This window comes from Bradyrhizobium sp. SHOUNA76 (assembly GCF_023006445.1).
Lineage (GTDB): Bacteria > Pseudomonadota > Alphaproteobacteria > Rhizobiales > Xanthobacteraceae > Bradyrhizobium.
On sequence record NZ_JALBHA010000132.1, the window covers coordinates 1 to 13,080 of the forward strand.

Sequence of the window (13,080 nt, forward strand, 5' to 3'; positions counted from 1 at the left end):
GCCAACATGCCGCGCCGCGCAAGCCGGTCGTCCCGGCCGCGGTGGCAGCGACATCGTCGACGTCCCAAGGCGACAAGGAGACGCTGGAGAGCGTCATCGAGCTCGTCCGCAAGCGCAAGGCGGGTGACGCCACCAACGCGAGCGCCAGCATCTCCGATCCGGTCGCGCGAAAACTCGCGGAATGGATCATCCTGCGCAGCGAGGACAATGGCGCGACCGTGGAGCGCTACCGCGCCTTCCTCTCCGCCAATCCGAGCTGGCCGTCGCAGACCTTCCTGCGCCGGCGTCTCGAGGCCGCGATGTGGGACGACAGGCGCGACGATTCCGTCGCATGGTCCTGGTTCGAGAACGAATCTCCTGTGTCCGCCAAGGGCCGCTTCACGCTCGCCAAGGCGATGCTGGCGCGCGGCGATCGTGCCAATGCCGAGCGGCTGGTGCGCGAGGCCTGGCGCAGCGATCCGATGTCCGAGGACACCGAGAACAACGCGCTCGACCAGTTCGGCGCCCTGCTGACGCCGGGCGATCAGAAGGCGCGGATGGACACCCTGCTCTACGGCAGCGAGAACGAAGCCGCGCTGCGCGCCGCAAAGCGCCTGGGCGCCGGCTATATCGCACTCGCCAAGGCCCGCATCGCCGCCGTCAAGAAAGCCCCGAACGCGCGCGCGCTGCTCGACGCCGTGCCCCGCGAGCTGCATAGCGACCCCGGCTTCATCTTCAGCAAGATCCAGCTGCTGCGCCGCGAGGAGAAGTTCGCCGAGGCCGCCCAGCTGATGCTGTCGGCGCCGAAGGATCCGAACCGGCTCCACAATCTCGACGAATGGTGGATCGAGCGGCGTCTTTTGGCGCGCAAGATGATCGACACCGAGGAATTCCGCAGCGCCTATCTGATCGCGCGCGACGCCGCACTGCCCTCGCGCGACATCTACAAGACCGAGCAGGAGTTCACGGCCGGGTGGATCGCACTGCGCTTCCTCAACGACCCCGCGGCTGCCACTCAGCATTTCGCCCGCATCGGGGTCGGCAGCGTCAATCCGACTGCGCTGGCACGTGCCGGCTACTGGCAGGGCCGCGCCGCGGAAGCGGCGGGGCGCCAGCAGGAGGCGCGCAACGCCTATGCGCGGGCTGCCGAACAATCGACCAGCTATTACGGCCAGCTCGCACGCGCAAAGCTCGGCCTGCCCCAGATCGAGCTCAACAGTCAGCCGCGCGGGCGCGGCGCCGACCGGCTGGAGATCGTGCGCGCCGCGCATTTGCTCTACGAGCTCGACGAGCGCGAGATGGCGATACCTCTGCTCGCTGACATGGGCGAAAACGGCGATCCCGAAGCGCTTGCCGGTCTCGGCGAGCTGACCCAGCGCTACAGCGACGCGCGCGGCATGCTGCTGCTCGGCAAGGCCGCGCTCAACCGCGGCCTGCCCTTCGACTTCTACGCCTACCCCGTCAACGGCATTCCGCAATTCACGCCGATCGGCCCCGAGGTCGAGCGCAGCATCGTCTACGCGATCGCGCGGCAGGAAAGCGCGTTCAACCCCTCGGTGGTCTCGCCGGCACAAGCCTATGGGCTGATGCAGGTGACGCCGGACGCCGCGCGCTATGTCTGCAAGCGGCACGGCGCGACTTACGATCTGGGTCGGCTGAAGAACGATTCGGTCTACAACGCCACGCTCGGCTCGGCCGAGCTCGGCGGACTGCTCGAGGATTACCGCGGCTCCTACATCATGACCTTTGCCGCCTACAATGCCGGCCGCGGCAGCGTGAAGAAGTGGATCGACCGCTACGGCGATCCGCGCGACCCCAAGGTGGACGCGGTCGACTGGGTCGAGCTGATTCCGTTCTCCGAGACGCGCAACTACGTGCAGCGGATCATGGAGAACCTTCAGGTCTACCGCGCCCGCTTCGGCGGCGGCTCGCGCTTGCAGATCGAGGCCGACTTGCGCCGCGGCACCGCAAGCGTGGAGTAGCGATCCCCTCTTTCGATTCGCAGCCGCGAGCATGCGTGGCGAGCGCTGTCCCGGCAAGATCTGAGCCGCCGAAGCTATCCAGCGGGCGAAGTGCGGTCCTCGGGCGAGACCTTCCTCGACGCGCTCCTCGAGCGCTGCGCCAGCCGCGGTCAGATCGGCAAGCTCGCCGTTGCCCCGCCTGCGCGACGATGAAGGCGCCGGCCGCTACCGCTGCAAAGGCAGATCAACGAGGTGTTTGCACGGCCACCCTCGCCACGGCAGTTCTCCCCTGCGCGCCTCGATGGGGGGCAAGCGCGGAGACCGCTTTCCCACAACGGCTGCCATCAGATCGCAACGAAGGCCGATCAATGGAGAACGACGGGCCAACTTGCCCCATTGCGCAAAGCGAGCACGCGGCAAAAGAAAAGCCCCGGCGGTTTCCCGCCGGGGCTCTCTGTCAGGTCGTTAGACCGAACTTACCAGTTGCGCTGAGCGCGGAGGAGCAGAACGATCGTGTCCTGATCCTTGAGGTCGTAGGTCGCAGCCGGCTTGGCCGGGACGGCGATCGTAGCAGCCGGGGTCACCGTACCAGCGTACTTCTGGTCGAGGTGGGTCCAGGCAAGGTCAGCCGAGAACGTCAGGTTCTTGACCGGGGTCCAGCGGGTGATGATACCCAGCTGGGCGATCGCGAAGTCCGGGTTACACGAGGTCACGCCGGCGAAGCCAGCACCGAACACGCCACCACCAGCACCACCGGCGCCGCAGAGCGTGGTCTTAGCCAAGGTGCCGAACTGCGCCTGAGCGTAAGCACCGTAGATCGCGGTGTTCCAGTAGGGATCCCAGTTGTGGGTGTAAGCACCGCGGAAGCCCCAGGTCTTGACCGTCTCCTGCTGGCTGCCCGTGACGAACACGGTGTCCGGAGCGGTGGCGAAGCCGACGCTACCGTAGTTAGCCGAGCTCGTGGTGCCCCACATCGAGTAGGTGCCGCTCGCCAGGTTCTGGAAGTTGTAGCGAGACGCGCCGTCGGTGTAGACGCCCTGGATGTTGATCACGTCACCCGCACCGGTCGGGATGTTCTTGATCGACAGAGCGAGCTGAACGGCCCAACCCCACTTGTCGTCGGGGTGACCAGTGGCTTCGGACGCGCCGTAGTAGCCAACGTGGTTGTCGTGCGCAGCCACCGACGCCTGGAAGAGGCCCCAAGCCTGGTCGACACGCACCATACCAACGAGGTTCGGCGAACGCGAGCCGCCGATGGCGTTGGAGCCGTAGGCGCCACCCAGCATGCCAGCCGCCGTAGCGCCGGTCATGTTCAGGTTACCTGCCTGATAGTACTGGACCGCGTCTTCAGCCGAGAACGACGCCGTCACGCCCTGACCGAAGTCAGCGGTGTAGGTGAACTGGTTGACACCAGTGACCGTGCCGCTGCCGCCGACGAGGCTGTCGAAGTTGTTGCCGGGATAGTTGGTCCAGGGCGCGTCGAACTGCGACACGGCCTTACCCATGGTGAAGCCGGCGAACTGGATGAAGGCGTAGTACACGCCGAGCGAACCGCCCGAGGTGTTGCCATCGGTGCCGTTGACCGAGCCGGAGCCCGAACCGAACAGGCCCGTGCTGGTCGCGCCGGGGTTGGTGGCGGCAGCCAGCGTACCGCTGTAGGCGGTGGTGCCGGTGGCGCTGCCGGTGCCGACATAGTTGCCGGTGGTCCAGGAGAACACGCCGTCGAAGAAGGTACGGACGACGCCGTACTCGGTCGCGGTGCGCGTGTCGATGTTGAGATCTTCACGAGCGCGAGCGGTGTAGTAGTTCGTCAGACGGTTGCGTGCACCGTTGGCGCCCTGGCTCGAAATGTTCTGACCAGCGCCGAAGTCCGAATTGGTGCCCAGCGCGACTTCAGCGCGCAGGTAACCGCCCAGCTTGATGCAGGTGTCGGTGCCCGGGATGTAGTAGAATCCGGCACCGTACAGGGAGCAGATCTTCACGTATTCGACCGCTTTGGCCTTCACGGGGAGATCGGCTGCCTGTGCTCCGCCAACGGCGATCAGACCCGCCGCTGAACCGAGCAAAAGGCTCTTAACCAACTTCATGTTAAACCTCCAAGTTTGCTCTATAGGGAAGGTTCCGGATCCGCTGGGTGAAACACCCTAAGGTTGGTTCCCTTGTCCCTTAACTCACCGCTTAGTCGCTTCGCGCCTTCGGACACACCCGCTGAACGCGAGGGACTTAAGCGAACCACCTAAAACGGGACGACCTTGGGATGCCCCCCTCCGTCGCTCAGTCACAATTACCGAACGTCTTTGCACACACAACAACAGAACGCTCCGGAACGGGCCGATGACGTGTGTTTTCCGAAGGGTGTTGCACAAATAACACGCAGATGTGATCAGTCGACCGCGGCAACACACTGAATTCATTCAGTTATTTCTGTGGGTTCCATTTGCCGCGAACTTCCGGCCAATAGTCCCCCGTGAAGCGGTGAAGTCTGTTGCAGCTTGGGCGCGCCCGAATCGTTGCTTCCGCTTGAGGTTCAAGAATCGGCTGAGCTGGGGGAGCGAGGAACCCGGGGCACACGGAGATGCGGACGCGAGGTGCAAGCGAGATGCTCGGGGCACGCTGCAGGTTATAGGTTCCGCGCCGCCGTTGAGGACGATGGCGTTCGTCCTCCTCTGACCCAATCACGCGGTTCCGGATCGCGCGTTGCGGGGCAACCGCCTTCTCAACCGGCTGCGTGAACTTCGATGTGGTCTGGCGGCAGCCCGCCTTGGTGGCGTTGATACATCGCCTCGTAGGCAGCTTCCAGGCGCTTGGTATAGAGCGCCGCATCGAACAGCGACGCTCGCAGGCGGCCGTCCTGCAGCCTTTCGCGAATGACCTGCAGCTTTGGCCTATCGAGCGCCAAATCGATCGCCAGCGCTTCATACTCCTCACGCGTTCGCGTGATCAGTTCGGACAGGCCGACAGCGCTCAGCAAGCTCGCCGCGACGCGACCTGCGAAGCTATCACCGATTTGGGTCACGACCGGCAGGCCAGCGAACAAGGCATCACTGGCGGTCGTGTGCGCGTTGTAAGGCAACGTATCCAGGAAGAGATCGGCGAGGCGGTGACGCGCCAAATGCTCGGATGATGACGGAACGCGCTTTGCAAATATTAGGCGATCGGGGTCAATGCCTCGGCTCCTCGCTTGATTTCGCAGGTTGGACCTTGCGTTCTCCCCCACGTCGGACAACCACAAGACCGACTGGTCCACGCGCCTCAGAACATTCATCCAGCATCCAAAGACTGCCGGATTGAGCTTGTAGGCGTTGTTGAAACAGCAAAACACCATCCATTCCTGCCGCAGACCGTAATCGGCTCGCCTGAGGGGCGCCTCGCCGGTGATCACACCGTTGTCGCCGCGCGGCATGAAGCTGCCAGGCAAGCGCACGATCTTCTCTTCGAAGCATTGGCTGATTTGATCCGGCAACGCGACGTGATCGGCAATGATGTAGTCGGCGAGCGCCCTGCTCCCCAATGTTCCAGCAAATCCAAGATAATTGACGACAATCGGAGCCGGATTGGATGCGAACAAGGACAGCCTGGCATTCTGCGTATGGCCTGCAAGATCGACGAGAATGTCGATCTGTGCATCGTCGATCGCTTTCAGAATTTCACTGTCGAGCTTGTGCTGACAATCGATGAAGCGATGAAACGCTCTTTCCAGTCTCATGCGCAGATCGCCGCCATCGTCCGGACCGATCGAAAAGGCGTACGTCTCGAAGCGATCGGTATCGTGGTTCTCGAAGATGCCGGCTGTGAGATACCCGACCGGATGTTGGCCAAAATCGGGGGAAACATATCCGACTCGAATCTTGGCATGCCCGTGGATCTCCCCCCTTGAACTGGGTTTGGACAATTGCGGAAACTTGGCGGACGCCCATGCCCTGGCGCACCGCAGATGATCATCTGGATTGTCGGTCAACGACAGCAGCGCAAAGGGAGCGCTGTTGGCCTTCCCGGCCCGTAACGCCCCAGCCAAATGACCGATCTCGTCGTCCAGATTATCCCAATTGCACAAGCTCATTTTTGCAAAAAGGCGCAGCCCCTCGATGCCCTCCAGATCAGGATCAATCGAAAGCGCCTTGTCGTAGGCAGCAAATGCATCATCATAGCGCTTGAGCTCAGCGAAGACATTGCCCCGGCCAATCCACGCCCCTTCCAGGTCAGGCTTGATCAAGAGCGCCTGGTCATAGGCCGCAAGAGCCTCCTCATAGCGCTTGAGCCCCCAGGCAACATTGCCTCGACCGAGCCACGCTTCCGCGAGATCAGGCCTGATCGACAGCGCACGGTCGAACGCGGCGAACGCATCGTCTTGGCGCTTGAGCTCGTTGAGGACATTGCCCCGGCCAAGCCAGGCTTCCGCCAGATCAGGCCGGATCGACAGCGCACGGTCAAACGCAGCGGACGCTTCGTCGTAGCGCTTCAGGTCGAACGACACGTTGCCCCGACCAAGCCACGCAGTCTCCAGATCCGATCGGATCGACAGTGCGGTGTCGTAGGCAGCCGACGCTTGGTCATAGCGCTTCAGGCGCCAGAAGACATGGCCCTTGGCAACCCAAGCGCCCTCGAGATCGGGCTTGACGGACACCGCCTTGTCGTACGCAGCGAGCGCGTCGTCATGGCGTCCGAGATCGGCGAAGACGTCGCCACGGCCAACCCACGCATTCACGAAACCGGGGTTGATCGACAGCGCCTTGTCGTACGTGGCAAATGCATCGTCGTGGCGATCGAGATTTCGCAGAGCATTCCCTCGACCAAGCCACGCGTTCTCCAGATCGGGCCTGATCGACAATGCCTTGTCGTAGGCAACGACGGCCTCATCAAAGCGCTTCAGCTTTTCGAGGCAATTGCCTTTGCTTGCGTAGGCTTCGGCAAAGTTCGGATTGTAGACTGTCGCCTTGTCAAATTGGTCGATCGCTTCCGGATAGTTTCGCGCAACCTCGGCAAGTATCGAACCTCGATTATGGTACGAAAGCGGATTGCGCGGATTTACCGCCAATGCGCGCGTGAAACACGCAAGGGCCTCTTGTGGCCGGTTCAGGGATTTCAGCGCGTACCCGTAATTGCTGAGCGCCTCGTCGCTGCTTCCATTGAGAGCTACGGCCGCTCTGAGATGGACCTCGGCCTCGGCAAATTGCCCCTGGACGAGTTTCACGACGCCCAAGAGGTGCTCGACTTCAAATATGTTCCTAGACGATCTTGCGATCTGTTGCAGGATCTTTTCCGCTTTGATCAGATCACGGGCGTTGAAGGCATCGACAGCACGTCGAAATTTGGTCTGCAATTCACCTGCCAAGCCCATTCCTCCCTCAAGGATACCGCTCAATCTACCATCGGCGCCGGCCTGGCAAGATCGGCTGCGGCGGACGGCTGCAGGGACACGTGGGCGCCGGGGAACAAGAGGTTCCGATTGTCCTCCCGGACGGTTCGGGTGCGTGGGATACTCCGCTCCAGCGAGCGGCCCAGCCAGCTGATGGCGGAGGAGCCTTGCGCTGAGTCGACGTTCAAGGGCAGACAGGACAGCGGGCATGGGACACGACACGCCGCACAAAGCCAAAATAAATCAAATACTTAATAGTCCACGGCCGAGACGAGGACTTCGAGCCATCGACAACCTCCTCGCGACCAGGTCTGGTTTTTGACGTAGATTCAAATACTTGCATGAAAATGGCGGCCGTTCAGACGTGAAGGCCATCGTTCCTGCATATGCGAGACGTTCCAGGTCGGCACCTGTTCTCTCACTGCGCCAGCTGCGCGTTCGGAGAGAAAGCCGGATTTGTTTTCGAAAATCGCTGGGAATATTCGAGCGAAAACACACGCTTCCAAATTGACCGGCCCAAGCAATTAGATGCATAAGGCTCGCACCGGAGAGGTGGCCGAGTGGCTGAAGGCAACGCTTTGCTAAAGCGTCATACGGTCTCAAGCTGTATCGAGGGTTCGAATCCCTCCCTCTCCGCCACCCAGCGGCAGAATCACTCAAAGTCTGTGCGTTTCACCTGAAAGCGGTCGTGTGGCCGGCGCGAAAGCCTGGCGCAAGGATCGGCGCGGTGCGCTCGGCTCGATTCGCACCATCTTTATATATGTGCGTCCGCGTCTAGCGGTGGAACCGCCAGAACCGCCAGATCCGCCAGGGGCGAAGTCAGCACCGCTTCGTCGGTCCAGATGTTGAACCAGACGCCGGACCTCCCCCGGCACGGAAACGACCAGGGCAGAATCCCCGTCTTGTGCCGACGCCCGAGTTCCAGGTCGCACGCATCGGGAGCGATCTGAATCGGTAGCCATCGTCCGTTGGTGTCGGGGTCGCTCATGCCGCTCGGGCCTTATGTGGCGGCACGACGACGAAACTTGATTCAACGCAGCCGGGCCCACCCGTGCGAACACGGGTGTGGGCGCGTTTCCGAGGTTCAGTGGGCGGAAACCCACGCCCTCGCCTCACGCTGCGCGGCGGAGATCTCGACCTCCGACATCTGCCCGGCAACTTCCTGGCGCAGCGTCACGGCGTCCTTGCGGCCCTTCAGCGCGGCGAGGTTGAACCATTTGTGCGCGGCGACGAGATCGACGAGGCCCGCGCGGCCGCTCGCCCAATAAATCCCGCGCTCGAACAGCACGTCCGACAGCGCGCTCGCGTCGATCGGCGTTGCCGTCTCCATATCGAAAGTACCCTGAAACATCACGCATCCCCTTTTTTCTTGTGCCGCCTCGTTCCCCCGAGCGCGGCTCCCGTCCAGATATTGTTCAACTCATCCCCGTGCCGTTTGCCGGCTTGTTGGAGGCGATGATGGCGGGCAAATTTGAATGGCAGTTTAAGTATCGCGATGAAGCAGACGTAAACGCGAGCGCGCGAAGGGAGCGCGCGGAATGCGAAAAATCCCCGATTTGCAGGCACTTCTGCGATTCGTAAGATTCGGTTTACCCTGCGATTTTGGGAGAACGATAACCATTGCGCGCGGTGGCGCGTGCCCTGCGGCTTCCCAACCTCTGTCATCACCCGCGAAGGCGCAGAGCGATCGCCTTTGAAGACCGTCTGCGGCCATCCTTCGAGACGCCGCCTTTGGCGGCCATCAGGATGAGGAGGGAGTGTGCGGCGGCTGTTTCAACGGCACCGACGCCGCATAGCGTCATCCCGAGGAGACCGCCGGAAGCGATGTCTCGAAGGAGGAGGCGCGCGCTCAGGCGCCGCAAAGTCATATGCAATTGCCGTGCGCGATGGCGGGTGACCGGTATCCCGGAGGGAGCGGTGTCCGCCGAGAAGCTGCGGCGTACCGGAACGCCCGGTCGATGCCGGGCGATGACACCGCACACGTGGAACGACCCGCTGACTGCGGCAGCCACCCAGCATGCGCGCAGCCCTTCGCCTGCTCAATGGCAGCGCGGCCACGTCACGGTCAGATCAGCAATGTGGGAAAGGGATGCCGGCAATACCCCGGCCTCAGGAGAACGAGGGCGTCGGCGAACACGTCAGGACCAGATTTCACGTTGGCCCGAAGGCCTCTTGTGAAATTGCGGAGCCCCTTCCGGAGAACCGCACCGAACGAAGAAAACTCGTTTCTTCTGCCGGACCGTCAAAGCAAACGATCCGACCGTTGACCTGATGTCTCGCCGACACCCTCTATCGTCGATCAGAACCTCCAGGAGGTGCTGATGACGTGCCGGCTCTCTGGGAGCCGGCAACTTCAGAAGTCGAAGTTACTTCTTCTTCTTGGCGACCTTGCGGGTCTTCTTCGCAGTCTTCTTCACTGCGCTCTTCGCCTTCTTCGCCTTCGCCTTCTTCGCTTTCTTGGCCATGTTGCCCTCCGATGTGTGAGATGGCTTTAATCGCTGCATGCAGTCGGGGATCGAATGCACACTCATCCCGAATACACCAACACGACGAAAAAAACAGCTTCTCGCTTAAAGAAGTGTTGACGACGCAACGCGCGTGCGCTTGGCGAGCGCGATGCAAGCGCACTGCATGACGCGTTCGTGCGATCGCAGAGAGTGGCCGCGTCATCGGTGTTCGCCAGACTAGTGATTGCAGGAAAACACTATGCAGAAAGTATTTTCCTGCACTCACGCATTGCGCATGATCAACGCGACGATGCGTGTCGCGACGCGCGCGATCGCCTCGCAAGGGCGTTTCGCGGACTCTGAGTCGCGAGTTTTGGCAACGAAAATATTTTCATGCTTAACGCCGCGAGCGCTCGTCGGAGCGTGCGCGAGCCGCCGTTTTGCGCGAATCGCGTGACGGCGATTCGGTCGTCGCATCGCGTCTGATCGGGATGAAGTTCGCCGCCGAGGATGCGTGCGAGCGTCGCGCCGCGAACGGCAGGCGAGGTGACGGACACGCTCCGTCACCTCGTTCGAACGCGCGACGCTAGACGCCGAGCTTGGACTTGAGCAGGTCGTTGACGCTCTGCGGGTTGGCCTTGCCGCCGGACGCCTTCATCACCTGGCCGACGAACCAGCCGAGCGACTGCGGCTTGTCCTTCACCTGCGCGGCCTTGTCGGGATTGGCCGCGATGATGTCGTCGACCACCTTCTCGATCGCCGAGAGGTCGGTCACCTGCTTCATGCCGCGGCTTTCCACCAGTGCGCGGGGATCGCCGCCCTCCTGCCAGACGATCTCGAACAGATCCTTGGCGATCTTGCCGGAGATCGTGCCCTCGCCGATCAGGTCGATGATCGCAGCCAGCTGCTCGGCGTTGACGGGAGAGTCCGTAATATCCCGGCCTTCCTTGTTCAGACGACCGAACAGCTCGTTGATCACCCAGTTCGCCGCCATCTTGCCGTCGCGCGCACGGTTGGCGAGCCTGTCGAGCACGGTCTCGTAGAACACCGCGCTCTCGCGCTCGGCGACCAGCACGCTCGCATCGTAGGCCGACAGGCCGAGATCGGCGACGAAGCGCGTCTTCTTCTGGTCCGGCAGCTCCGGCAGCTCCGCCTTCAGCGCGTCGACGAACGCCTGGTTGAACTCGAGCGGCAGCAGGTCGGGATCGGGGAAGTAGCGGTAGTCATGCGCCTCTTCCTTGGAGCGCATCGAGCGGGTCTCGCCCTTGTTGGGGTCGTAGAGCCGCGTCTCCTGGTCGATGGCGCCGCCGTCCTCGAGGATCTCGATCTGGCGCCGGGCCTCGTACTCGATCGCCTGCCCGATGAAGGTGATCGAGTTCATGTTCTTGATCTCGCAGCGGGTGCCGAGCGGCCCGCCGGGCTTGCGCACCGAGACGTTGACGTCGGCCCGCAAGCTTCCCTTCTCCATGTCGCCGTCGCAGGTGCCGAGATAGCGCAGGATCGAGCGCAGCTTGGTCACATAGGCCTTGGCCTGCTCGGCATCGCGGATGTCAGGCTTGGATACGATCTCCATCAACGCCACGCCGCAGCGATTGAGGTCGACAAAGGACATGGTCGGCGACTGGTCATGCAGCAACTTGCCGGCATCCTGCTCCAGATGCAGCCGCTCGATACCGATGGTGGCGACCTTGCCGCCGTCCAGTTCGACGACGACGTCGCCCTCGCCGACGATCGGCGATTTGTACTGGCTGATCTGGTAGCCCTGCGGCGAGTCCGGATAGAAATAGTTCTTGCGGTCGAACACCGAGCGCAAATTGATCGCGGCGTTGAGACCGAGCCCGGTTCGGACAGCCTGCCTGACGCACTCCTCGTTGATGACAGGCAGCATGCCCGGCATCGCCGCGTCGACCAGCGAGACATGGCTGTTGGGCTCGCCGCCGAATTCGGTCGAGGCCCCGGAGAACAGTTTCGACTGCGAGGTGACTTGGGCATGCACCTCCATGCCGATCACGACTTCCCAATCGCCGGTCTGGCCCTTGATCAGTTTTCCCTGTCTGACTGACGCGTTCATGCTTTTCCATCCCCGAGCAGCGCGGAAACCATCCGCTCCCACTCCGCTTCCAATGAATCCTTCGCTGCGATCTGCCCAGCCTGGCGGTACCAGTAGCCGGCATTGCCGAGATCGCCTTCGACGCGGTGCAGGTACGCGTGCACCCAGGCCGCCTCGCGGCTGCTCTCGTCCTGAACGATCTTGTGCGCGCGGTCCCAGTCGCCCTTGGCGGCCCACCAGAGACCGGCGAGCGGCGCGTTCAGGTCCGGCGCGGGCGCCGCGCCGTCGAGGCTCGCGATGAACGCGGCGACATTCACCACCACCTCGCGGGCGTGAAACGGCCGGCCGCCTGCTCGATCACCTCGCCGAGCGAGAACAATGTCTCCTCGTTGAAGGGACGGCCGATCAGCTGCAGGCCGAGCGGCAGGCCCTGCGCGTCCTTGCCGGCGGGCACGGCGATGCCGGGCAGGCCTGCCATGTTCACGGTCACCGTGAAGATGTCGTTGAGGTACATCTCGACCGGATCAGCCCCGCCCTTCTCGCCGATGCCGAAGGCCGCCGAGGGCGTTGCCGGCGTCAGGATCGCGTCGACGCCTTTCGCGAAGCAATCCTCAAAATCCTTCTTGATCAGCGTGCGCACCTTTTGCGCGCGCAGATAATACGCGTCGTAATAGCCGGCCGAGAGCACATAGGTGCCGATCATGACACGGCGCTTCACCTCCGCGCCAAAACCTTCGGCACGCGTGTTCTCATAGAGCTCGTTGATGTTCTTCGCCTGCTCGCGCGGGCCATAGCGGACGCCATCATAGCGCGCGAGGTTGGAGGAGGCCTCCGCCGGCGCCACGATGTAATACGCCGGCAGCGCGTATTTGGTGTGCGGCAACGACACTTCGACCAGCTCGGCGCCGGCCGCCTTCAGCCAGGCCGCGCCCTCGCTCCACAGCTTCTCAATCTCGGCCGGCATGCCGTCGAGGCGGTATTCCTTGGGAATGCCGATCCTGATGCCCTTCACGGACTTGCCGATCGCGGCCTCATAGTCCGGTACGGGAACGTCAACGGAGGTCGTGTCCTTTGGATCGTGCCCTGCCATCGAACGCAGCAGCATCGCGCTGTCGCGCACGCTGCGCGCGATCGGACCTGCCTGATCGAGCGAGGATGCAAAGGCGACAATGCCCCAGCGCGAGCAGCGGCCATAGGTCGGCTTGATCCCGACGGTCGCGGTGAACGCCGCCGGCTGGCGGATCGAGCCGCCGGTGTCGGTCGCGGTCGCACCCATGCACAGCAGCG

General features: G+C 62.8%; 7 protein-coding genes and 1 tRNA gene. 2 read left to right on the top strand and 6 right to left on the bottom strand.

Features of this window, described 5'->3' with window-relative positions; translation table 11 throughout:
• A partial coding sequence (locus MOV74_RS16470; RefSeq protein ID WP_246924338.1) for a lytic transglycosylase domain-containing protein occupies positions 1-1,961 on the top strand: 1,961 nt, incomplete at its 5' end.
• Positions 1,962-2,416: 455 nt separating this feature from the next.
• Here MOV74_RS16470 and MOV74_RS16475 read toward each other — a convergent pair.
• Positions 2,417-4,027 (bottom strand): porin, encoded by a 1,611-nt coding sequence (locus tag MOV74_RS16475; protein ID WP_246924340.1) that lies wholly within the window; start codon positions 4,025-4,027, stop codon positions 2,417-2,419.
• A gap of 629 nt (positions 4,028-4,656) precedes the next feature.
• On the bottom strand, positions 4,657-7,272 hold the full coding sequence (locus MOV74_RS16480) for a tetratricopeptide repeat protein (RefSeq protein ID WP_246924343.1): 2,616 nt from the start codon (positions 7,270-7,272) through the stop codon (positions 4,657-4,659).
• A 570-nt stretch (positions 7,273-7,842) separates the two neighbouring features.
• Here MOV74_RS16480 and MOV74_RS16485 point away from each other — a divergent pair.
• Positions 7,843-7,935 (top strand) — tRNA-Ser (locus MOV74_RS16485).
• Positions 7,936-8,380: 445 nt separating this feature from the next.
• Here the strand turns inward: MOV74_RS16485 and MOV74_RS16490 are convergent.
• The 4 genes from MOV74_RS16490 to MOV74_RS16505 all read right to left on the bottom strand — a co-directional run.
• Positions 8,381-8,647 carry a hypothetical protein gene (locus MOV74_RS16490; RefSeq protein ID WP_246924347.1) on the bottom strand — a complete coding sequence of 89 codons (267 nt, stop codon included), beginning with the start codon at positions 8,645-8,647 and terminating at the stop codon, positions 8,381-8,383.
• Between the two features lie 1,682 nt (positions 8,648-10,329).
• Positions 10,330-11,814: an Asp-tRNA(Asn)/Glu-tRNA(Gln) amidotransferase subunit GatB gene (gene gatB, locus MOV74_RS16495; RefSeq protein ID WP_246924351.1), complete on the bottom strand. Its 1,485-nt coding sequence runs from the start codon at positions 11,812-11,814 to the stop codon at positions 10,330-10,332.
• Positions 11,811-12,116 (bottom strand): hypothetical protein, encoded by a 306-nt coding sequence (locus MOV74_RS16500; protein WP_246924355.1) that lies wholly within the window; start codon positions 12,114-12,116, stop codon positions 11,811-11,813. Before MOV74_RS16500 ends, gatB begins: the two co-directional genes overlap by 4 nt.
• Positions 12,107-13,080: amidase family protein (locus MOV74_RS16505; RefSeq protein WP_246924358.1), on the bottom strand; the 974-nt coding region annotated here is incomplete at its 5' end. The genes MOV74_RS16500 and MOV74_RS16505, both read right to left, overlap by 10 nt.